The sequence below is a fragment of the Limisphaera sp. 4302-co genome, from assembly GCF_049537155.1.
Lineage (GTDB): Bacteria > Verrucomicrobiota > Verrucomicrobiia > Limisphaerales > Limisphaeraceae > Limisphaera.
The window spans coordinates 379,792-401,726 of record NZ_JBMVQZ010000003.1 but is presented as its reverse complement, the minus strand read 5'-3'; the positions used below and the strand labels follow the sequence as shown (position 1 = coordinate 401,726).

At 66.9% G+C, this 21,935-nt stretch carries 14 protein-coding genes and 3 pseudogenes; 11 read left to right on the top strand and 6 right to left on the bottom strand.

Going from position 1 to position 21,935, the window contains the following annotated elements; all coding sequences use genetic code 11:
• Both ACPDIX_RS05435 and ACPDIX_RS05430 read right to left on the bottom strand, forming a co-directional pair.
• Positions 1–266 (bottom strand): annotated as a pseudogene (locus ACPDIX_RS05435) (hypothetical protein); the annotation flags it as partial.
• A 102-nt stretch (positions 267–368) separates the two neighbouring features.
• Positions 369–2,990 (bottom strand): GH116 family glycosyl hydrolase, encoded by a 2,622-nt coding sequence (locus ACPDIX_RS05430; RefSeq protein WP_423430759.1) that lies wholly within the window; start codon positions 2,988–2,990, stop codon positions 369–371.
• 389 nt (positions 2,991–3,379) lie between these two features.
• Between ACPDIX_RS05430 and ACPDIX_RS05425 the strand changes: the two genes are divergently transcribed.
• From ACPDIX_RS05425 to ACPDIX_RS05395, 7 genes and pseudogenes are all read left to right on the top strand, one after another.
• Entirely contained in the window at positions 3,380–3,538 is a 159-nt protein-coding gene (locus tag ACPDIX_RS05425; protein ID WP_423430758.1) for a hypothetical protein, read from the top strand.
• 129 nt (positions 3,539–3,667) lie between these two features.
• Positions 3,668–3,973 carry a hypothetical protein gene (locus tag ACPDIX_RS05420; RefSeq protein WP_423430757.1) on the top strand — a complete coding sequence of 102 codons (306 nt, stop codon included), beginning with the start codon at positions 3,668–3,670 and terminating at the stop codon, positions 3,971–3,973.
• A 119-nt stretch (positions 3,974–4,092) separates the two neighbouring features.
• Positions 4,093–4,368: pseudogene (locus ACPDIX_RS05415) on the top strand (hypothetical protein); the annotation flags it as partial.
• 28 nt (positions 4,369–4,396) lie between these two features.
• Positions 4,397–4,669, top strand: a pseudogene (locus tag ACPDIX_RS05410) (alpha-L-arabinofuranosidase); the annotation flags it as partial.
• Positions 4,667–5,593, top strand: coding sequence for an alpha-L-arabinofuranosidase C-terminal domain-containing protein (locus ACPDIX_RS05405; RefSeq protein ID WP_423430764.1), 927 nt, complete (start codon positions 4,667–4,669; stop codon positions 5,591–5,593). The pseudogene ACPDIX_RS05410 and the gene ACPDIX_RS05405, both read left to right, overlap by 3 nt.
• Before the next feature lie 33 nt (positions 5,594–5,626).
• Complete coding sequence (locus tag ACPDIX_RS05400; protein ID WP_423430756.1) at positions 5,627–6,259, top strand: hypothetical protein; 633 nt, start codon at positions 5,627–5,629, stop codon at positions 6,257–6,259.
• 131 nt (positions 6,260–6,390) lie between these two features.
• Entirely contained in the window at positions 6,391–8,823 is a 2,433-nt protein-coding gene (locus ACPDIX_RS05395; RefSeq protein ID WP_423430755.1) for a family 43 glycosylhydrolase, read from the top strand.
• A 159-nt stretch (positions 8,824–8,982) separates the two neighbouring features.
• Here the strand turns inward: ACPDIX_RS05395 and ACPDIX_RS05390 are convergent, their stop codons facing one another.
• The gene (locus tag ACPDIX_RS05390) at positions 8,983–13,620 is read right to left on the bottom strand and encodes an autotransporter-associated beta strand repeat-containing protein (RefSeq protein ID WP_423430754.1); all 4,638 of its coding nucleotides are present in this window, start codon (positions 13,618–13,620) and stop codon (positions 8,983–8,985) included.
• A 396-nt stretch (positions 13,621–14,016) separates the two neighbouring features.
• On the opposite strand from ACPDIX_RS05390, the gene pncA reads away from it, so the two are divergent.
• From pncA to ACPDIX_RS05370, 4 genes are all read left to right on the top strand, one after another.
• A complete protein-coding gene (gene pncA / locus ACPDIX_RS05385) occupies positions 14,017–14,637 on the top strand; it encodes a bifunctional nicotinamidase/pyrazinamidase (RefSeq protein ID WP_423430753.1) in 621 nt (206 codons plus the stop codon).
• A 185-nt stretch (positions 14,638–14,822) separates the two neighbouring features.
• Positions 14,823–16,418, top strand: coding sequence for a glycine--tRNA ligase (locus ACPDIX_RS05380; protein WP_423430752.1), 1,596 nt, complete (start codon positions 14,823–14,825; stop codon positions 16,416–16,418).
• A complete protein-coding gene (locus ACPDIX_RS05375) occupies positions 16,394–16,963 on the top strand; it encodes a DUF2127 domain-containing protein (RefSeq protein ID WP_423430751.1) in 570 nt (189 codons plus the stop codon). Before ACPDIX_RS05380 ends, ACPDIX_RS05375 begins: the two co-directional genes overlap by 25 nt.
• A gap of 84 nt (positions 16,964–17,047) precedes the next feature.
• Complete coding sequence (locus ACPDIX_RS05370; protein WP_423430750.1) at positions 17,048–17,617, top strand: O-acetyl-ADP-ribose deacetylase; 570 nt, start codon at positions 17,048–17,050, stop codon at positions 17,615–17,617.
• On the opposite strand, the gene ACPDIX_RS05365 is transcribed toward ACPDIX_RS05370, so the two are convergent.
• From ACPDIX_RS05365 to hisD, 3 genes are read right to left on the bottom strand one after another with little or no spacing between them, the layout of a single operon-like run.
• Entirely contained in the window at positions 17,578–18,531 is a 954-nt protein-coding gene (locus tag ACPDIX_RS05365) for an alpha/beta hydrolase fold domain-containing protein (protein ID WP_423430749.1), read from the bottom strand. The two genes, ACPDIX_RS05370 and ACPDIX_RS05365, sit on opposite strands and share 40 nt — an antisense overlap.
• Positions 18,532–18,542: 11 nt before the next feature.
• Positions 18,543–20,540 (bottom strand): hypothetical protein, encoded by a 1,998-nt coding sequence (locus ACPDIX_RS05360; protein WP_423430748.1) that lies wholly within the window; start codon positions 20,538–20,540, stop codon positions 18,543–18,545.
• Positions 20,537–21,829 carry a histidinol dehydrogenase gene (gene hisD / locus ACPDIX_RS05355; protein ID WP_423430747.1) on the bottom strand — a complete coding sequence of 431 codons (1,293 nt, stop codon included), beginning with the start codon at positions 21,827–21,829 and terminating at the stop codon, positions 20,537–20,539. The genes ACPDIX_RS05360 and hisD overlap by 4 nt, the downstream gene beginning before the upstream one ends.
• Positions 21,830–21,935: the final 106 nt, after the last annotated feature.

The window sequence follows — 21,935 nt, the reverse complement described above, 5'->3', positions numbered from 1 at the left end:
GTGACCTTGAAAGACACCTCGCCGTCCTTGAATTTGAGGTCTTCGACCGGTGACTCTGTGTCGTTGCGGCCGGATAGTGTGCCGGTGAGTTTGTCTCCCTCCTGCTTGATTGTGAGGGTCAGGTCAAAGGTGCGATCTCCCCGGCCCATGGTCCATTTCCATTTGCCGGTGAGGGCCGACGATTCGGCTGCCACCAGGGAGGTGGCCCATGCCAGGGACGCGACCGTGATCAGAGCCGTCATCCATGCGCGTGCACGTGTTTTCATGGGAGAGACCTGCTGCAGGGTTCGTTTGTTGGGCTTGCTTTGTTCTCGGGTTGGCTTTCCGAGTTCCGTCAGCGCCCATTTAGGCGGCGCCCCATGCGGCTGTCAAGTCGGTGGCTTGCGTTCCGAGGCGTCCGGGCCGGGGTGTGCCGGCCGTGGCGGAGGGCCGGCCTTGGCGCGGGGGGCGGGCCACGGTTCATAATGAATCGTGGCGATGTCCAGGTGCCCGGCGTGTGTCTCGACGAACGGGCGGCCGCGGCGAACGCCCACCAGGCCGTAACCCGTGGCCGTGGCCAGGAAACATCGGAAATCCCCCTTCTCACGAGGTTGTAAATGAAGCGTCCGGTCCACCGCGTCGTACCGGGCACCGCTGCAGGCGGCCAGCAGCCCGTAACTGGAGAGTGCGCGGGCGTACCAGTGACCGCACTCGTATTCGTTGAACGGATTGCGGATGCGGCCGTCGTACCGGGAACGCGCCAGGCGCACGATTTCCAGACCTTCTTTCACGTGCCCGAGCAGGATCAGGTGGGACGCCACCTGGTACTCGATGCCGGTCCAGACCTCGTTGGAATAGACAAAGGGGAGGGCCGGCATGCCCCCGTGCGGCCAGGTGCAGAGGAGCAGTCCCCCTTCGGCGCCGCAGGCATAGGCCGGTCGTTGCGGGTTGGCGTGATCGCTCAAGTCCCTTTTCAGGTTGTAACGGTGCACGGCCAGCAGATGGGCGCGGACCTTTTCCTCGTCCAGCACCGGCGGCACTCCGCACATGCGCGCCAGCCAGTCGCCGATCACTCCGTCGGAAAGGCATCCCCGGCCGTACTGGTACTTCGGTCCCTCGCGCCGGATCAACTCGGCCGCCTCGGGCGAATCGGCTCCCGGCAGGGTTGAGTCCGGATCCCACTGGATTTTCTGGACAAAGTACCCGCCGTTCCACAGCTCGGTCTCCATTCTGCGGCGGCCCTCTTCGAGAAGGTGCTCGTAGCGCCGCGTATCCTCGCCCAGGGCCTGTCCCATCACCACTGCGGCCCGGAGGGCGCCCAGGTAGATGCTCGTGCACATCCCGTCGGGACCGTGGAACTCGATGTCGTAGGTGTTGTGGTGGGGTCGTTCCAGCCAGCCGCGATGTTCCGGGTCCCAGGCAGCGATGCAGTAGTCGAGTGACTGTCGGATGCGCGGCCACCAGCGACGGAGCCAGTCGGTGTCCCCGCTGATGCGCCATTCGCGGTGGGCCTTGAGAATGCCGCCGAGCTGGCCATCGGCGGCGGCGTGAAAGTCGTGGACGGTCGGGCGGATGGGCAGGTTGCTGCGGAATTGTTGATGGCCGCGTTCGTCCTGGGAGGGCCCGAACTCGGTCTCGCGCAGGCTGCGTTCGAGATCCGGAAACAGATGCGCCACGGCCTGGGCGTAGTTCCAGACATGGGTGCAACTGCCATGGCAACAGCCGGCGTTGTCGCTGCAACCCTCGAAAGCCCAGAACCGGCCGTCCGCCTGTCGGAGGACCGTGGGTGACTTGAGAATGGTGAGATTGGCCGCAACAGCCTCCATCACCTCCGGCGGGACTGTGGACGCGTGCAGGCAATCGCTGAACCGACGGGATCGTTCGCGCAGGGCCGTGTACTGTTCGCGCCAGTAGGCCGTGACCTCGTGGATGTCCCGGAACCGGCCGGCGTACCAGGGCCGGTAGGGCTCCGCCGGAGGCGCACCCTCGGGATCGCGGCCCAGGCGCAGGTTCGTCCGCCCCACGTACCAGGCCAGTCGGAGGACGATCTCGTGCCGGCCGCGTGGTGGGAGCGTGAAGGGCACGAAGAGGGAGGCGCCGGGTGCGGGTGGCCCTTCCGTCACGGGCGGGCGATCCACGCACCGCCCTTCTGCAATGTCTTTCCAGGCCAGGGTGAGCGGATCCCACCAGCCACCGCGGAACCAGGCGTGGTTCACATGGACGGCCTCGGCATCCACACAGGCGGTGAATGCCCCGGATTCCCAACCCCGTTCTTTGGGGGCGTGCCCTTCGAGGAGAAAGCCGCCGGGGACTGACCGGATCGCGCCGGGGTTGCCACCCACAACCATGAAGTTCTGGGCGTTCCAACTGAAGACGGCCTCGACCGACCGGCCGGTGCGGTTGGTGAAGCAGAACTCGAGGGCGGCCACGGGAAGACTGGACGCGTCTGCGTCGCCCGGTTCGAACGGGCTCCAACCGGTGATCTCGACCTGGACCGGCAGGGCCGGATCCCGGAGCCGGACCGTGGCGAAAGGGAACCGGGCCTCAAACCGTGCGTGTCGGAACCGGGGCAGGCCGTAGGTGGTGCCCGGCGCGCCGTTGCCGGTGCCGGGACGACCAAACTTTTTCCACGCGGGCACCGGTCCTTCCAACACGCGTGCCTCCGGTGAGTCGCCGCGGATGCACAGGGCACCGAACAGGACGGGCTCGTGAAAGATTTCCGGCCGATGCCGCAGGGAGACGTGGGACAGTGCGCCCGTGCCTTCCAGGCAGATCATGCCCGCGCCAATGCCGCCCATGGGGAAGGCGACCCGGTTGAGGCGTTCACCTTCGTAGACCAGCCGGAACCCGTCGCGGCCGCGTCGGGCAGCGGAAACGTAGGGTCGGGCTTCGGTCGGGAACGGGGTGTCGTCTCTCCATGCGGCCGGGGCGCCCAGGCCCGCCGCGGCGAGTTTGAGGAAGTCACGGCGCGGCAGGCCGGCCCGGGGAGGGTCAGGGCTGGACGGGTTCATGGGACCTGGTTCGGTTCAAGGGACTCGGGCGTGCGCGAATCACCGGCCTTTCGCTTAAGCCTGTCGGAAGGTGCGCGCAAGTCTGGAGTCCGGTTGTTGCCTCAGGACATCCGACTCTCTGGTCCCGCGGCCGGCCGGTAAAGAACGGGTGAAAGATGTCTCCACCCCGGGTTGCGGCCGGCTGGGCTGGCGGAGAGGTTGAACCGTGCAACGTCGGTAAGGAGGAGGGAAACCACTTCGGACGCGGAATGAGAATCACAGGACTCTTCTTCACGGGCCCGACTCATCTGCCCGCTCTGCCCGGGTCCGCGTGTGTCCTGCGGGCTGGCGGGCAAACGGGCGGGGGGCTGCGTGGATGGCGGCGGTTTGTGCCTGTGATGGTTGCATGGATGGCGTTGCTGGGACTGGTGAAGGCGGGCTGGGTGAAAGGGCAGACACCGCGTGCCACGGTGGAGGTCCGGGTGGACCAGCCCGGGATGGCCGTGCCGGCCACCTTGTACGGGATCTTTTTTGAGGAGATCAACTGTGCCGGCGACGGCGGGCTGTAAGCGGAGCTGGTTCGGGACCCGTTCGTTCGAAGAACCCGGCGGCACGAATCATCGGATGCCGGTGGTGATCGGTTCGGCGCAGGGGAGCTGGACCCTGGACCAGGGTTCCCTTTCCAGCACGAACAACCGGTGGAGGCTGCGGATGGAACATCGCGGGGGGCGGGTGAGGTGGGCGTGGCCAACGAGGGCTGGTTCGGCATGGCCTTTCACGAGGGGGAGACCTATGTGCTGCGGGTGCGGTTGCGTGCTGCCGCCGGATTTGCGGGGCCGCTGGTCGTGCGACTGGAGCCTGCAACGGGCGGTTCGCCGGTGGCTTCCGGTCTGCTGTACGGGCTGGCGGACGGTTGGCGGGATTACCAGCTGGAACTGACCGCCACCCGCAGCGTGAGCCCGGACCGGCTCTTTCTGGCATTGCCGGCCCCCGGCACGGTCTGAATGGACTTTGTGTCGTTGTTTCCGGAGCAGACCTGGAACGGCCGGACCAACGGTCTGCGGCGCGCTCTCATGGCCCGGCTGGTGGATCTGGCGCCGGCCTTCGTACGGTTTCCCGGCGGGTGCTGGGTGGGAGGGGAGTGGCTGACAATGCCCGGAGGTGGAAGGAAACCATCGGACCGCTGCCGGATCGGGCGACGCGGTGGAATCTGTGGGGGTGCTGGTTGCCCAACGGCCCGGGGCTGCTGGAATACCTGCTGCTCTGTCGCGATCTCGTGGCGGAACCGTTGTTGGTCGTCAACTGCGGCATGTCCCATCGGGAGGTGGTGCCGCTGTCGGGACTGGACGTCTGGATGCAGGACGCGCTGGATGCGGTGGAATTCGCCAACGGACCGGTGACCTCACGATGGAGCGCAGTTCCGCGCTGCGCTCGGTCATCCGGAGCCGTTCGGGTTGAAGTATCTCCAGATCGGCAACGAGAATGGCGGGCCGGCCTACGAAGAGCGGTATGCCCGATTTTACGACGCCCTCAGGTCACGGTATCCGGACCTCACGTTGGTTGCCTGCGACTGGGGTGGCTGGCCCACCTCACGACCGGTGGAGATCAGCGACGAGCATTTTTACAACAACCCGCGGTTTTTTCCGGCGAACGCGCGCCGCTGTGATTCCTACCCGCGAAGCGGTCCCCGGATCTTCGTGGGCGAATACGCCGTCACCAGCGGGGCGGGAAATGGCAATCTGATGGGGGCGTTGGCGGGGGCGGCTTTCCTGACCGGGGTGGAGAGGAACGCCGACCTGGTCGTGATGGCATCGTACGCGCCCCTGTTTGCGCGTCTGGAGAACAAGGCATGGAATCCCGATCTGATCTATTTCAACGCAGCGACGAACGTCCTCACGCCGTCCTATCACGTACAACGGCTGTTTGCGCGCAACCGGCCCGATCGGCAACTGCCGCTGACGTTGACCTGGGAAGGGTTGACACCTCCCGGCACGATATCGAACCGCGGTGCGCCATCGGACTGGGATCTTGGAACACGCAGGTCGAATACCGGGACGTGGTGGTGCGGCAGGGGGGAGGCCGTTCTGTACGCGAGTGCCTTCGACCGGGGCGCCCCGGAATGGAAGGTCTGTCGTGGCGACTGGAGCACCCTCAACGGGGGCTACCGGCAGGACGCACGGATCGTCGATTGCCGTTCCCTCACCGGGGAGACTTGGTGGACGAACTGCACCCTCAGTCTGCGCGCCCGCAAACGGGGCGGCCAGGAGGGCTTTCTCATTCTTTTCCACTGGAAGGATCCCGACAACTGGACCTGGTGGAACCGCGGCGGCTGCAACAACACGCAGCACGCCGTCGAGGTGTGTCGCAACGGAGTCAAGAGCACGCTGGCTCCATCGGTTCCCGGCTCCATCGAGATCGGCCGTTGGTGCGACATCCGCGTGGAACTGGAGGGAACCTGGATCCGATGTTACCTGGACGATCAACTCGTGCACGACGTGCGTTATCTGGAGCCCGGGCCGATCTACGGCGTGGCGGGTTGGGACGAAACCCGGCGGCAGGTGATCGTCAAGCTCGTGAATGTCACCGGCGAAACGGTTCCCGTGGACGTTTCACTGGAGGGTTGAGCCGGCTGGCTCCGGGGGGCCGGCTTCGAGCAATTGAGCCATCCCGATCCGCGAGCCGAGAACAGCCTCGACGCGCCGGCGCGCGTGGCGCCGCTGTCGGGAGCGCTCGATGCGCGGTCGCAGCGATTCCAACAGACGCTGCCAACCTGGTCCCTCACCGTCCGGCGAATCCCCGTCGGATCGGAGGGGGCCCCACGTCTCGACACGGCCCCGGTTCCCTACGGGCAGCTGGTGAGGGTGGATGGGGCCGGGTTGCGCCTGCGCTTGAACGCCTACCCGACGGCGCCGGTTCGGCTGGCCTGGGAATGGGAGGGCTTCGACGGTCGGGCAGGCGGAAGTGGGGAACTGCGGTTCGAGGCCGGACAACTGGAGCAGACGCTCGCGCCGCCGGACGCCGGGCTGTGGCGGCTGCGCCTTCTGCAGCTCGAAGGGGAGCCGGTGATTCTGCCCGGGGCACCGGTGGTGGGCCGGATGATTGAGGGGGACGAGCCTGCCGGACTTTGCTGGTGGCACGGCCACGGGCAACTGTGGCCGTGGTGGACGCAGATGGCTGTGCTGGAAGCTGCCCCCGGGTTGGCAGGATCGTGGACAAATGTCTCGGAGCAGCCCCCGGTGACGGTGACCTGCGCGGCCGGAAAGGCCTTTTACCGCTTGGCCGCGCCTTGAACATCCCAGGTGCCGCGGCGCCTCCGCCACAGGGTCAAAAGGCCCCCATTGGGCGATCCGGCACGAAGCCGGGTGCGCATCGGCCCTTCACCGTTGCGGAGAACACCCGCAGCCGGCAGCATGGCGACGCCATGGAGTTGCAAGTTTGTCTCCCGCCCGGAAGGTCGACGGCTCTCTTGTGGACGTTTGCTCTCGGGCTCGTGTGGAGTTCCGGCCGTTTGCCGGCCCAGGAGCCGCTCACGGGCAACCTCGGCGCGCACGATCCCTCGACCATGATCCTTTGCGAAGGCCGGTACTACGTCTTTACCACCGGGAGGGGAATCCCCATCAAGGTTTCCTCCGACAAGCGACGGTGGTCGTCCGGGGGAACCGTGTTTCCCGTGAACGCCGCCCCGGCCTGGACAACCAACGCCGTGCCGTTGTTCGACGGCACGTTCTGGGCACCGGACATCGTGTACGTGAACGGACGGTATTTGCTCTACTATTCGGTTTCCTCCTGGGGGAGCCAGATCTCTGCCATCGGTCTGGCCAGCACGCCCACGCTGGATCCGACAAGCCCGGACTACGGCTGGACGGATCACGGGCCGGTCATCCAGTCCCGTCTCGGTGACCCTTACAACTGCATTGATCCGGGCGTGCTGCTGGACGATGACGGCCGGTTGTGGCTGGTTTTCGGCTCCTACTGGCAGGGGATTCACATCGTGGAGCTGAATCCCCAAACGGGTCTGCGTCTGCAACCGCAATCCCCGCCGGTGCGGCTGGCGTGGAACGAGCAGATCGAGGCGGCGCATTTGTACAAGCGCGGTGCCTACTACTACCTGTTCGTGAACTGGGGGACATGCTGTTCCGGGGTCGACAGCACCTACCACATTCGCGTGGGCCGCAGCCTGTCGCCCACCGGGCCTTTCCGGGATCGCAATGGAGTGAATTTGATCCAACGCGGGGGCGGGGTGTTTTTGGAAAGCACGGGCCGCTTCGTGGGGCCCGGTCACGCCGGGGTCTATCGCGAAGGGGACCGGTACTGGGTCACGTTTCATTACTACGACGGGCTGGACCGCGGGGCGCCCAAGCTCGGGATGGTGGGACTCGATTGGAGCGACGACGGTTGGCCGGAGGCCACGCTCGACTGGAGCGCGTTTTACAGTTTCGAAACGGACGCACGCGATCAGGGCAGGCTTTACGACGCGACCCTGGTCAACGGCGGCCGTTTGGAGCCGGTACCCAACCGGGGTCGGGCCCTTCGTCTCGACGGCAATCAATCCCATGCAACCCTGCCTGCCGCCGTGGCCAACGCGCGCACGGTGGCCTTCTGGGCACGATGGGACGGCGGCGGTACCTGGCAACGATTCTTCGACTTCGGAGACGGCACGGGCCGGTATTTCCTGCTGACCCCCCGGGCGGACAACGGCCGGATGAGATGCGCGGTGACCACGGACGGCATCCCGGGCGAGATCCGTTTGGATGCCCCCTTTGCGTTTCCGACCGGGAGTTGGGCGCACGTGGCGGTCACGTTCGAGCCGCAGCGGGCCGTGTTGTATTTCAACGCCGTGCCCGTGGCGATCCGCAGCAACGTGACCGTGGTCCCCTGGCAGGTGCAGGCACGGAGCAACTACCTTGGACTGAGCCAGTGGCCCGACCCGCCCTATGCAGGTTGGCTGGACTCGTTCCGCATCTACGGTCGCGCCCTCGCCTCATCGGAAATCCGGCGGTTGGCTCGTGTGCACCCGGCCCTGGCGCACTGGTACGACTTCGGTCTGGACCTTCGCGATCAAATCGGCACGGCCCATCCACGGGGGCTCTCCGGGGTGAGGCATACGTCCGAGGGACTCGAGTTCGGCGATGGCGGCGGATCGTACGTGGAACTGCCCGGCGGCTTGATCAGCGTGTCGCATCCGGTGACGATCGAATGTTTTGCCCGGTTCGGAACCAACCCGCCCGGCGCCCGGTTGTTCGAATTCGGCGATTTGCAGGGCAGCGCGGCTGTGCGGTTCGTGCAGTTCGTGCCACGCACCGCCTCCGGGACGGCGCGGCTGTCGTTCAACTATTCCGGGGCGGGGGCGAACCTGGACGTGGGCCCCGCCTTTGACGGGCAGTGGGTGCACCTGGCCTGTGTGCTGGACCCGGGCAACGGCCGGGTCGTCGTGTACACGAACGGGCAAACGGCGCGCGTGTACCAGGGTGTGGTGCCCTCACTGCTGGGCGTGGGTTCGGGATCGGCCTTCCTGGGACGGTCCCTGGCGGGTGACAGTCCGCCGTTGTACGCGGTGGTCCGTGACTTTCGCATCTACGGCGGCCGGCTGACCGATGCCGATGTGCAAGCCAACGGCCGTGCGGGTGCGGGCGTGGCGGCACTGGCGGTCACGCTCGCGGCCGAGGTGCAGACCGACAGCCTGCGATTTCGTTGGCCGAGTTACGCGCTGGATTATCAGTTGGAGGCGGCCACGAGCCTGGGAGGGGCGGCTCTCTGGGTGCGGCTGCCGTATGCGCCCCTGTTGCGGGACGACGTCTGGGAAATGACGCTTTCGCGTCCCGTGCAACCGCAATTTTACCGGCTGCGCCGGTGACTCCCGGACCGGTGCGGCGTGGCGCCGGACGAAGGCTCGGGATCGGTCTCCCGAAGAATGTCGCGGGGAAAGGGCGGCGCTGATGGTGCACGAACCCTTTCCCCGCCGGGTTGAGGACGCGGGCAGACGCCGGTCCGGGGCGGGACCGGCAGGGCCGGCTCAAGGCCGCGTCAGCCGGTAGAAGACGCTGCCTGCCTGACGATCCACGGGGATGACCACGCGGTTGGTCAGGTCCGAGCCGGGCACGGTCGTCCAGTTTGTGTTCAGGCCGATGCTGAGGCTGTTGGTCTGGACCTGGAGGATCCAGCCGAGTTGGTCCTCAGGCCAGGAGAGGGTGAGCTGCTCCCCGGCGAGGGTCCAATCGAGCGTGACCTCGGCGGCCACGACCGAGGCCACCCGGATGGTGCCATCCACGGTGAGACCCGAGAGATCCCATTGCACGGTTTGTCCCGGTGTATCGGCCGTGACGGTGGGGAACGTGCCGGTGTAGGACGGCGCCTGGAAGAGCTGGAACGTGTCACCCACTTCCAGCGGTGCGCCCACGTTGACCAGGTGCAACGTGCCGGCGTAAGCGAGCGGCTGTTGCACGATCAGGCGGTCGGCATTCGGGTTTGCGTTCCGGTCCAGTTCCATGACCACGGTGCCCTGAAGCTCGGGCGAGCGTGCCAGGGTGAGCGTGCCGAGGCTATCGCCCGGCGCCAGTGTGGCGCCGGGTTCGATGGTCACGGCGCCGGCGAGGGTGCCCGTGCCGCCCAGGGTGGCGCCGGACCGGACCGTGACGGCTGCGGATGCGGAATTGCCGTTGATCCGGAGTGTGCCGTTGCTGACGACGGTGGTGCCGCTGTAATTGTTGTCGGCCAGGAGCGTCAGGGTGCCGCTGCCGAGCTTGACCAGGCCGCCCCCGCCATCCAACAGCGCCTGCGACAGCATGAGCTGGTTGGTGCCGGTATCGATCACGGCTCCGCCGGGCATCACGTACGCGGAGTCCAGTTGGTACATGAGATCCGGCCCGGCACCGGGCAGGGCCTGTAACATCCCGCCGTTGAAGTTGAAGGTGCTGAACCCTTCGCCGCCGGCCACACGCCGGACGCGCAGGACACCGCCGTCGAGGTTGACGATGCCCGAGGCCGTGGCGGTGTGGGCGATGACCAGCCGGTCGCCCAACGTGGTCAACACCCCGGTGCCGCTCAGGTTCAGCGTGCCGTTGCCTTCCTCACCGACGAAGAGCAACCGGCCTGCGTCCGTGTGCGAGAACTCACCTCCGGAGAGGTTCAGTGTGCCGTTGACAGCCGGATACCGTCCGATGCTGACCCAGTGGCGCGGGGCCAGGACTGTTCCGCCGGACTGCTCCCAGATTCCCTGCCCGTTGGCGCCGATTTGGAGCACGTCGCCGGTGGGACGCAGCTCGAGACTTCCGCCGTCCTGTCGCCAAATGCCGGTGCTGCCGGCCCCCTTGCCCACGAACAGGTTGTTGGCCGATACGACGGCGTTGTCGTGCAACTCGAAGATTCCCTGGCCGGTGCCCACGTCGGTCACGTTCAGGTCCCACAGGACCCAGAGATAGCTGTCGTCCTGCAGGCTGGCGGTGCCGTGGCCCCCCTCGTGGCCGAAGGAGAGCCAGGCATCCACAAACATGCGTGCCTGATGGGTGAGGGCAAGGTGGCCGGTGGCGTTGAAATGCCAGCCGATGAAGACCCGGCCGTCGGAGAAGAGCGTGGCCTGGTCGGCCAGCAGGATGTGAGCCTCGGAACCGGTGCTCTCGCCCAGGTTCATGTCGCCCCGGTTGGTGAGGGTGGAGTTGCCTCGGACGGTGAGTTGCTGTTGGGCCAGGTTGTTAAGGAGCCCGGCGTCGAAGCCCATGGCGAAGTTGCCCGACCGGAGGTGCGAGTCGTGAAGCGTCAACGATGACAGGTTGCCGATGCTGCCGTTGCCGCGGCCCACGGCCACCCATCCGTCCACCTGCACGCTCGTGTTGGTGAGGATCAGCGTCGCGCCCTGGTCGGTCTCATTCCCCACCCAGAGATCAGGTCTCACGCGGACGAACTGGTTTCCGGCCGAGCCGTCGAAGACCACGGTTCCCGCGCCGATGGTGTAACCCGGAGCGCCACCGCCGGAGAGGTCCAGGGTGCCCGGATAGGTGTAGGTGAGCCGGGCGGGACCGATCTTGCGCGCGTGGGTGCCTGCCTGGGCGGTGGCCGGACCTCCGAGTACCAGGTCGCCCCGCACGTCCAGCGTGTTGGTGGCACCCTGGAGGGTGTAACCGCGGTCGGTCTGTCCCGGCGCGCCCTCGTAACGGAGTGTGCCGGAGGCCAGTACCAGATTCGTGGCAGCGGCCGGAGCCGCGCCGATGGCGCTGGGTTGACCGGCCGGGGCCACGTTGGTGATGACCAGGGTGCCGCCTTCGATGCGGGTGGGACCGGTGTAATCGTTGGCCGCAAGATGCATCGTGAAGGTCCCGGCTCCGCGTTTGGTGAACCCGGTGGAGCCGCTGATGCGGCCGGAACCGCTCAGGTGATAATTCCGCGTGCTGTTTTCGGCCACGACAGCCGCCGGGTGGACCACGGTGTCCAGTGTGATGGTGGTGGTGCCGGCGGCGTTATCATCGAACAGCACCGGATTGCCCTCCCGATACACGGTTGGTTCACCGGTGCTGATCTCGACCCAGTTGGTGGTTTGGCCGATGTCCCAGACGGGTCCGGCCAGGCCTTCCCAGCGGGGCTGACCGATCGCGGTGACCACGAGGTCCACGGTCCCGCCGGCGGTGTTGTCCACCAGTGCGGCCTGCACGCCCACGGGGAGCTGCCCCAGCGTGAAAGAGCCGCTGCCGGTCCGGGTGGCGTACTGGATGAGCGGATAGCTGCCCACGCGGAGGTTCCGGCCCCCCACGTGGATGACGACCGGGCCGCGCAGTTGGAGTTCCCCCTGTACCCAGACCAGGGGAGAAGTGCTGGTGGAGGCATCGTCGAGGTCGAGTTCCAGTGCCGCGTTTTCTTCGCCACCCACCGCCAGTCCGACCATGGTGAGGGTGGGCACGCCCGCCGTGCGACGGACGGCCAGCACGGCCCCGCCCGAGGCGTCGAACGTGCCGCTGCCGCTGTGCTCGGTGGTGACGCGCAATCGGCCGGCTTCCACGACCGTGGGGCCGGAGTAGGTGTTGGCGCCGGCGAGGGTGAGCGTGCCGGTGCCGCGTTTGATGAGGCCACCGGAACTGACCGGGCCCAGGACCGGCGTGTCCAGCACGGCCGGATCGGCGGTCCCGCCTCCCGACAGGGTGGCCACCGCGTAGGTGTAACCATAACCCGGGCAGGTCACCACGATGTTGGTGAGCCGGCCGCTGAGGGGGTCCACCTGGGCCACCGCCATGGCGCCGTAGCCGTCGCCCTGGATTTGCACGAACGGCGCACCGATGTATCCGCTGCCGGGGCTGAGGATGGGGATGCTCCGGATGCCCTGACCACTCGGGGCCTGCAAGGCCGGCAGGAAAGTGATCTCGTGATCGGCCGTGTCCACCACGGCGCCGCCGGCGAACACACGCACATTGTCCACGCCCGCCGGCAGGAACTCCGGATGATCCGCGCCGGCCCGGAGCACGCCGCCGTCCCATCCGAGGAAGGCCGTGCCGGACCATTTCTCGAAGCCGGGCACAGTCAGGATGCCGCCTTTGAGGACCAACAGGGACTCACCGTTGGCGAATGCCATCGGCCGGAGGGTTTCCACCTGCGCATCGTCCGTGATGGAGACCTCGCCGTGGCCGTTCTCACCGATCATGTAACGGGTGTTGAGCCCGTCGTGGAGGAAGCGGCCACCGGAAAACCAGGCCACACCATGGCTGCCTGCGAAACGGGCCGTGTCGCACCAACCGGACTGGATGTTGGTCCCGCCGCTCTGATAGAACAGGCCGACCCCGTACCGGCCCACCTGAAAGTTGAAGGGGCACACCAACATGCCGTCCTGCAGCGCGTAAAAACCGTAGACACCGGCGGAGGCCGCGTTCTCCCCGCCGATGCACCATTCATTGGCGTTGGCGCCGGTGCCGATGACCGCGCCGCCGCTCTGCCAGAGCGCGCCCGAGACGGTGTCGAACTTGCCGACCCAGAACCGGGAGACGTTCAGGGTCACCTGGTTGGAGATGAAACAGCGGCCGACGGCGCCGCCGTAGTCGCCCACGTTGAAGTCAAAACCGGAGGCGTTGACCACGGCCTGATCCCGCAGCACCAGCAAACCGCGGCTGGCAGCCCCGTTGCCGATGCCCCACCAACCGCCGTTGATGTTCACCGTGGCCGTGCCGCCCACGATCATCTCGCCCGGCGAACTGAGCCCCTGATAGTTGTCGCCCACGATGAGGCCGTCACCGCTCTTGTTGAGCGTGCCGTTCTCGATGATCAAACGGCTGAGGGGTGTCTCCACCGTGGACTGGTACATGCGCGCGATGACCAGCCAGTTGTTCACCGTCAACACACCGTCGTTGGTGATGATGATCGTGCCCGGGCCACCGCCGTTGCCGGCCCAGGCTTCGTTCACCGCCGGAACGGCCGAGCGGACGATCGCCGTGCCGCCATTGTTGACGTTGCCGATGGCCCACCCGCCCGCGGCATCCGGCACACCGGTGTCCCAGTTGGCCGGGTCGTCCCAATACCCCTCGGCGCCCACCCACACCGCAGCCGGGGCTTGGCCGGGCAGCAGAAGGGACATTGCCACCACAAAAGAAGTGATCCAACACCGCCATCCACGGTCCGAACCGCCGAAGGTTCGGATCGTCGGGGCATGATCGGAACAGGAGTCGCCGCGAGGTTTCATGGTCAGGACTACTGGTGACATTGGCTTTTACCCACAGGGTTTGGTTGGACGCGCCTGCATGGCGTCCGCACAATCGTGCCCGATCCTGAGCGAAACGCAGGCGCGTGTCTTGTGGCCCGAATTGGGGACAAGGTCGTCTGGGGACCAGCCGCCGTTTTGCAGCCGGAAGAAGGACGACCTGGACGCGGCGCCGCGAGCCGGACCCTGTCAATCGTTTTTCGACCGGGTGCCGACAAAGACCCGGGATCCGCGCGCTTCCTCGGGGGGGAACGATACCCGGGCGGATGATCACGGGAAGCTCACCGGCCGGTTCGGGTCCTCCATCGGATTCCCCCGGCAAGGCAGGGGTGCAGCTGCGGTTGCAGCGGAGGGTGATCCGGCGCATGTTGCGGGCGTATGCGGTGCCTGTTGCTGGTGGATTTGCAAAACGATTTCCTTCCGGGTGGCGCCCTGCCGGTGCCCGAGGGCGACGCGGTGATTCCCGTGGTGAACCGGCTGCAACCGCATTTCGACCTGGTTGTGGCCACCCAGGACTGGCACCCGCCCGACCACGGCAGTTTCGCAGCCAATCATCCCGGGCGGAAAGTGGGCGAGGTGGTGGACCTGGACGGGCTGCCCCAGATCCTCTGGCCGGTGCATTGTGTCCAGTTCACGCGCGGGGCGGAGTTCGCCCCGGGGCTGGACACCGGCCGGATCGCTCATGTGGTGCGCAAGGGGACCGACCCGCGCATCGACAGCTACAGCGGCTTTTTCGACAACGGCAAACGGCGTTCGACCGGTCTGGCGGATTTCCTGAGGCAACAGGGTGTGAGCGAGCTGTACGTGGCGGGTCTGGCCACGGACTACTGCGTGAGGGCCACGGCACTGGATGCCGTCCAGCTGGGGTTCCCCACCTGGCTGATCGTGGACGGTTGTCGCGGAGTGAACCTGCAGCCCGGCGACGTGGACCGGGCCCTGGACGAAATGGCCCGCGCCGGCGTGCGTTTGGTGCGGAGCCACGAGGTGGTCGGCCGGTAGCCACGGTCTGGCCGGGCGGCTTGCGCGCGGGTTGCCGGGCCACTGTGCGCGATGCGCCGGCCCAACCCGGGCTGTGTGGGCCCGGTCCGGCCGGGTGAAACCGTCGCCGCGGCGACCGCCCGCCGGGGCGGCGGCGGGGTCGCTTCCTTGACAGTGCGGGGAGGTTCCCGAAGACTGCGGCCGCTATGGCGCAGACGGGCACGCAGCAGTTGATGGAGAAAATCGTGGCGCTGTGCAAACGGCGCGGGTTCATCTTTCCTTCCTCCGAGATTTACGGAGGGATCAATGGCTTTTGGGATTACGGTCCGCTGGGCGCCGAGCTGAAACGCAATTTGAAGGAGCAATGGTGGCTGTGGATGACGCGCTTTCGCGACGATGTTGTGGGGCTGGACGCCACCATCATCATGCATCCGCGCATCTGGGAGGCCAGCGGCCATGTCAGCACCTTCAGTGATCCCATGGTGGATTGCAAAACCTGCAAGGGCCGGTTCCGTGCCGATCAACTGCACGAGACCCCCTGCCCGCGCAAACCGAGCAAGATGGTCAGCGAATGCGAGGGGGAAAAGACCGAGCCGCGGCCGTTCAACCTGATGTTCAAAACCATCGTGGGCCCGATCGAATCGGAGGAAAACGTCGCCTATCTCCGGCCCGAGACCGCGCAGGCGATCTTTGCGCAGTTCAAGAACGTGCTGGAGACGTCGCGACAGAAGGTGCCGTTCGGGATTGCCCAGATCGGCAAGGCCTTTCGCAACGAGGTCACGCCCCGCAACTACACCTTCCGCTCCCGCGAGTTCGAGCAGATGGAGCTGGAGTTTTTCATACGGCCGGACGAGGCCGTGGAAGCCATCCACGGCGAAGTGGCGCGTCCGACCGGTCCCGGGCATCCGGGCAAGCCCCAGCCCAACTGGGGCTGGCAGATGTGGCACCAGTACTGGGTGGAGGAACGCATCCGCTTCTACGAAAGCATCGGCCTGCCGCGCCAAACGCTGGAGGAGTACTGGCAGAAGCCGGAGGAACTGGCCCATTACGCCCGTGCCTGCGTGGACATCCAGTTCAAGTTCCCTTTCGGCACACAGGAACTGGAAGGGATCGCCGCCCGCAGCGATTTCGATCTCAGCCAGCACCAGCGCTATTCCGGCCGGCCCATGACGGTCTTCGACGAGGAACTGCGCGCCGCATGGGGCCGGCTGGAACCGTCCAAACAACAGGACCTGCAGGAGCGGTACTACCGGCACCGGCTCGGTTACCTCACACGGATGGGTGAACCGGCCGACCAGGCCGAGGCGGCGGCCCGACAGGACGCCGAGCTGCTGGCCAAAGGTTACTACATCCCCCACGTCATCGAGCCCTCGGCCGGTGTGGATCGTCTGGCGCTGGCCCTCCTGTGCCATGCCTATGACGAGGATCAGGCGCCCAATGAGAAGGGGCAGCCTGAAACCCGCGTGGTCCTGCGGTTCCATCCCAGGATTGCCCCGATCAAGGTGGCGGTGTTCCCCCTGCTCAAGAACCGGCCGGCCCTGGTGGAAAAGGCCGGGACAATCCGCGACCTGCTCCGGCCGCACATGAACGTGTTTTACGACGATGCCGGCGCCATCGGCCGGCGCTACCGGCGTCAGGACGAGATCGGCACGCCCTTCTGCGTGACGGTGGACTTCGAGACGCTGGGCGAAAAGGGGCCGGAGCTGAAGGACACCGTCACGGTGCGCGATCGTGACACCATGCAGCAGACGCGCGTGCCCATTGCCGGTCTGCTGGAATGGCTGCTGCAGCGGCTGCGATGAGCCGGCCGGCTTGCGGCGTCTTCGGCATTGCCGCGTTTCGCATGAGCCAGCCCCGACCCCGCAAAAGTCCAGCCAGCAAGACGGCCTCCGGCCGGGCGCCCACCCTTTACGCCATCATTTTCTTCAAGCTGGGCAAGGCCCTGCTGTTGCTCCTGCTGGCGCTCGGGGTGTGGAAACTCTCGGACAGGAACCTGCCCGGACTGTTCCGGCAGGTCTTGTTGTTTTTGCACCTGGATCCGGAGAAACAGTTCTTCGTGGACCTCGGTCTGCGACTGGGCCAGATCTCGCAGCACCGTCTCCAGTGGGTGGCGGCCGGAACGGCCTTCTACAGCCTCTTCTCCCTGGCGGAAGGGATCGGTCTGTGGCTGCGCGCCGGATGGGCCGGCTGGATGGCCATCGGCGAGTCGTGCTTCTTCATCCCCATCGAAGTGTACGAGTTGCTCCACCGTTTTTCCCCCACCGTTGCCGTTGTGCTGATCCTCAACGTCGGCATCGTCTGGTATCTGCTGGCCAATCGCGAACGGTTGTTCCGGCACCATCACTGAGAGCCCGCGTCCGGATGACCGGCCGCCGTGGGCCGATGCCGCCCCTTGCGTTTCGCCGGGCCCGTGTCATTCTGCCGAGGGACCATGAAAGTCGCGGACGTGCAATCCAGACTGGAGTTGGTTCAGGGCGACATCACGCGCGAACAGGTGGACGCCATTGTGAACGCCGCCAATGAATCTTTGTTGGGTGGAGGCGGTGTCGACGGCGCCATTCACCGGGCCGCCGGGCCGGAGCTGCTGGAGGAGTGCCGGAAGTTGGGTGGCTGTCCGACCGGCCGGGCGAAGATCACCCGGGGTTACCGGTTGCCGGCTCGTTACGTGATCCACGCCGTGGGTCCCGTCTGGCGGGGTGGCCAGCACGGCGAGGACGAACTGCTGGCGAGCTGTTATCGGCACGCCCTGCGCCTGGCGGTGGAACACGGCTGCCGTACGGTGGCCTTTCCGGCCATCAGCACCGGGGCTTACCGGTTTCCGCTCGAACGGGCCGCCCGTATCGCACTCCGCGAGATCTGCACCTTTCTGGCCAGGGAACCGCGCCTCGAAAAAGTGCGTGTGGTCTTGTTCACGCCGGAAGCCCTGGAGGCGTACCGAAAGGCACTGGCCGGGCTGGGCGATCAGGAACTGGATGCCAGCGGCACGCGGGCCGGCGGTTGATTCGCGGTCGCTGGTGGCCGGGGCCGGCACAGGTGACGATCGAACCAGACTGCGACCCGGCGGATGTCCCGGGGCAGGTACCACCAACCGTGACCTCCGCCGCGCCGCACCCACACCTCCACCGGGGCCCCGTGACGTGCGGCCGCCTGCTGGAAGCGCAGGGACTGATCCAGCGGCACCAGGGTGTCACTGTCCCCGTGCACGATGAGGATGGGTGGCAGCCCTGCGTGCACGTGGTAAATGGGCGAGACCTTGCGTCCGATGACCCGCCACTCGGCCAGGTTCGTGGCCCCGGGCCCGAAGGCCCGCGCGAAGCTGCGCGGTGGACCGCCGTCGCCGGGGTTCTCGGTGGAATCGCCCAGGTTCAGGAGATCGGTGACAGGGAAAAAGACCGCCACGGCGCGGACCGGAGACGTCGTGGGGGAATCCCCGGAGATTGCGTGTCCCTCCGTGGGGTCTGCCCCGCAGGCCAGCATCAACGCCAGGTGTCCACCGGAGCTGGCCCCCATCAGGCCCAGCCGATCCGAATTCACACCATGGTCCTGTGCATGCGCCCGCACGAAATTCAGGGCCCGGCGCACGTCGTCCACGATTTCCATCACCGTGACCTCGGGCTGCGACCGGTGATACACGGCAAACACGGTGTAACCCCGGCGCAACAAAGGCGCCACGATCCAGGGCCGGAACGAGCCCGGCTGCGATTTCCAGCCGCCGCTCATCATCAACAACACGCCAGCGCCGTTGGGACGCGCCGGGCGCGCCACGTCCAGCATCAGGGGCCGGCCTTGTCGCTCCGCGTAGACCAGGCCGCGGGTCACCTCGACGGGCGGATGAAAGTAGAGCCACAACAACCCCGGGAGGCTGAGGGACAGGGCAGCACCGAACGTCAGCCACCGGCCCAGGCGGTTTCTCATCCGCGCATGTTTCATCGCACCCGATCCTTTTCCAGGCTGCCTTGCGTGCCGACCGTTCGGAAACGGAGTGCGGTCCCGTTGCCGCCCGGCCGCAGTTGGATGAGCGCGTTCCAGCGGAAGGTCTCCGGGTCCGATCGTCGCCCTTCCCCGGACCACCGGGCCAACCAGGTCTCCCCGGTCGCTGGGATCACGCAGGTGTTCCAAGACATCCCGGCCCCTGGCCCTCTGGATGGCCGGTGGCTGACCATCGTTTCGAGCTCGGGCAGGGGATCCGGGGCTTCGGGAGCGGCGATGGAATCGTCCCCCGTCGAGCCCCCGACGGATGACACCGCCTCAGCCTTGGAACGAGGACCTGGGACCAAGGGACGCACTTCGATGCCCGCTTCCCGTCGCACCAGTTCCACGGCCGTGTCGTTGGGGCCGTCCACCAGAAGGAACCGGCATCCGACTGCCCAGCCTGCCTCTTTCAACCGCTCCACGGCGGCCTCGGCACTGGCGCATTGCTCCATGAGGTTGCCCAAAAGGATGGGGAACCACCCTGCTGAACCGGGGTCGGCAGGTCCGTCCAACCACAAAAGGGCCAGTTGGCGTTCGTTGAGGAGGAGTCGTCCGCTCCACAGGCCCGGCCAAACCGGAGTTGTCCATGCCAGTCCCGACCCGGGTCGGTGCACCAACCACCTGAGTTGTTCGGCCGCGAGGAAGCCGTCGCCATCGGACCCGCTCAGTCCGAGACACCACACCAGCCGGTTCTCGCGTCTCACATGCGCGGTCCAGTACTGGAAAGGAAGTGTTGCGGCCAGTTGATGGGCGGCGAGGATCTCGGCCTCATCCAGTCCGGCCGACCGGGCGAGCGCCTGGTAAATGTCACCGGCTTCGGCGGGTGGCCCGGTTGCGGCCCGGGCCACCGCACCGAGGGGGACCAGCCATTCTCCCTCGACCAAGGAACGATGGACGCCCCAGCCGTAAACCAGCCGTCGCACCGTCCAACCGGTCTGCCCGAAGTGTGGGTTGCCCCATTCGCGGGCACGCTCCGTTGCCGGGCCCTGCACGGTCAAAACGGGAGCGTCCGGGTGCGTCCCTTCCGCCTTGTGCAGGGCGGCGTGGTTTTTCCCCCGGTTGGCGGAGACCTCAGACGGGCGGGTTTCCCGGGCGGAGCTCGGTGGCATGTCCCACCACTGGTTCCAGTACCCGGCCAGTGCCCGGATCGGGACCTGCTCCACTCGATGGGCCGGCGGGGGCTGGAAATGCCATGCATCGGCTGCCGTGGCTCGTTCGATCCGCCAGTCGTCGCAGATCAGAACGACCAGGGGGAATTCCTCGGAGGACCGAATCTCCACCTTGTGCGGTAATCCATCCGCCTCTTGCAACCAAAGCCGCACCTCGCCGGGTGGAAGGACACCCGAGCGGACCACCTGCGGCCGGGGCCGGACGCGGATGGCGTATTCGTTGGACGGGCGCTCCGTCGTTCCCGGGAGTTCTTGAACGTCCAGCGTGAGCACGGCCATCCAGACCTTGCCCGGGGCCACCGGCGATCGGATGGGGTCGAGCGTCTCGGTTGTTCCACCCGGAGCCTGTACCTCCGCCGGTCGGCCCAAGAACCCGCGGCCATGTTCGAGATTGTGGACTTCGAGGCGGTCACCATTTCGGATCCACAAAAGTTTCAGGCCGCCGGGGCCGCGTCCCTCCAATCGGACCCGATCGGGCGGCTGAAACATCAGGTGCAGGTCGGCCCCCTGCCAGGGGCGCCAGCGGCCGTGGGCTTCGACGATGCGCAGGCGACCGGAGAGCGTGACCGCGTTGGTGCCCGGTCCGGACTCCAACAAGCCCACCCATTGAACCATCGCACCGGCCAGGCGCCGCCGCGGTTCGGGGAACCACCACCGGTAAAGCACCAGCGCCAGCAGTCCCGCTGCCAGGAAGGCCAATCCCACCCAACCCCAGAGGATGCCGGACCGTGGCCGGACCAGAGGCGCAGGTCGGGTGGTCTCCGATCCGCCGGATGAACTCATTCGAATCGCAGTTCGGCGCTGCGCGCGTGCGCGGAGAGGCCCTCCCGCCGGGCCATCTCCCGCACCACCGGCAGGGCCTTGCGCAGTGCCGTCCGATCATAGGTCACCACACTGGTCCGGCGCTGGAACTGGTCCACCGTCAACCCGGCGAACGAGATGCCCGCGCCCCCGGTGGGCAGCGTATGGCTCGGCCCGGCGACGTAATCGCCGAGGACCGTGGGCGACCAGGGACCGAGGAACAACGCGCCCGCGGTCCGGATGCCCTCCGCCACGCGGGCGGGTTGGCGCGTGTGGACTTCGCAGTGCTCAGGAGCCAGCCGGTTGACAATCCTGACGGCCGTTTCCAGATCTCGCACCTGGATCAGCCAGGTGTTCCGCTCCAGAACCGTCTGGATCAGGGAGCGGCGTTCCAGAGACTGCACCTGCTTGCGCAATTGGCGTTCCACCCCGCGCAGGACCCGACCCGAGGTGGTCACCAGCCAGACCCGTTCCTCGCCCGAGCCGTGCTCGGCCTGCGCCAGCATGTCGGCCGCCACCAGGCGCGGGTCCGCCGTGTCGTCGGCCAGCACGAGGACCTCGCTCGGGCCCGGCAGCAAATCGATCGAGACCTGACCGACCAACAGGCGCTTGGCCATCACCACGTAGGCGTTGCCCGGGCCGAAGATCTTTTGCACCGGGCGGATCGTGGCCGTGCCATAGGCCAGCGCGGCGATGGCCTGGGCGCCACCCACGCGGTAAATCTCCGTTGCGCCGGCGGCACTGGCCGCGTACAACAGCGCCGGATCCACGGCTCCCTCGCGGTTGCACGGCGTGCAGACGACGATCTCGGGGCAGCCCGCCACCTTTGCCAGGGGAATTGTCATCAGCGCCGTGGAGATCAGGGGGGCTTTCCCGCCGGGGATGTAAATGCCGACGCGTTGGAAGGGATCGAACTTCTCGCCCACCACGGCGCCGTGGGAGTTGCGCATCTGCCAGTTGCGGCGGCGGGAGCGCCGGGCAAAGGCGGTCACGTTCCGGAGCACCTCGCGCACGGCGGTCCGCAGGGTCTCATCGGCTTTCAAGGCTGCGGTCATCCGCTCCGCCCTGGTGACCTCGAGCTGGTCGGCGCGGAGTCGGGCACCGTCGAACCGCTCCGTGTACTCCAGCAGGGCGGCGTCTCCGCGGTCCCGCACTGCGTCCACGATTTCCCTTGTGCGCCTTTCGATTTCTGGGTCGAACAGGCTCGAGGCGGCACAAGCCTCTGCCAGGCGCAGTTCGAAATCTCGATCCCGGTCCCGGATGATCTGCATGGCGGCCGCAGCGTACGCCAAACCGGGGTGCGGAGTCAAAAGGCCCGCCGGGATGCGGGCGGTGGGGCCCTTGCCGCGGCGGGCTCAAAAGGAGAAGCGCCCCGGG

Coding starts and splice junctions, on each gene's coding strand:
- ACPDIX_RS05430 (WP_423430759.1), bottom strand. CDS start 2,990: ATGAACCCGTCCAGCCCTGACCCTCCCCGGGCCGGCCTGCCGCGCCGT.
- ACPDIX_RS05425 (WP_423430758.1), top strand. CDS start 3,380: ATGGCGTTGCTGGGACTGGTGAAGGCGGGCTGGGTGAAAGGGCAGACA.
- ACPDIX_RS05395 (WP_423430755.1), top strand. CDS start 6,391: ATGGAGTTGCAAGTTTGTCTCCCGCCCGGAAGGTCGACGGCTCTCTTG.
- ACPDIX_RS05390 (WP_423430754.1), bottom strand. CDS start 13,620: ATGAAACCTCGCGGCGACTCCTGTTCCGATCATGCCCCGACGATCCGA.
- pncA (WP_423430753.1), top strand. CDS start 14,017: ATGCGGTGCCTGTTGCTGGTGGATTTGCAAAACGATTTCCTTCCGGGT.
- ACPDIX_RS05380 (WP_423430752.1), top strand. CDS start 14,823: ATGGCGCAGACGGGCACGCAGCAGTTGATGGAGAAAATCGTGGCGCTG.
- ACPDIX_RS05375 (WP_423430751.1), top strand. CDS start 16,394: ATGGCTGCTGCAGCGGCTGCGATGAGCCGGCCGGCTTGCGGCGTCTTC.
- ACPDIX_RS05370 (WP_423430750.1), top strand. CDS start 17,048: ATGAAAGTCGCGGACGTGCAATCCAGACTGGAGTTGGTTCAGGGCGAC.
- ACPDIX_RS05365 (WP_423430749.1), bottom strand. CDS start 18,531: ATGAGAAACCGCCTGGGCCGGTGGCTGACGTTCGGTGCTGCCCTGTCC.
- ACPDIX_RS05360 (WP_423430748.1), bottom strand. CDS start 20,540: ATGAGTTCATCCGGCGGATCGGAGACCACCCGACCTGCGCCTCTGGTC.
- hisD (WP_423430747.1), bottom strand. CDS start 21,829: ATGCAGATCATCCGGGACCGGGATCGAGATTTCGAACTGCGCCTGGCA.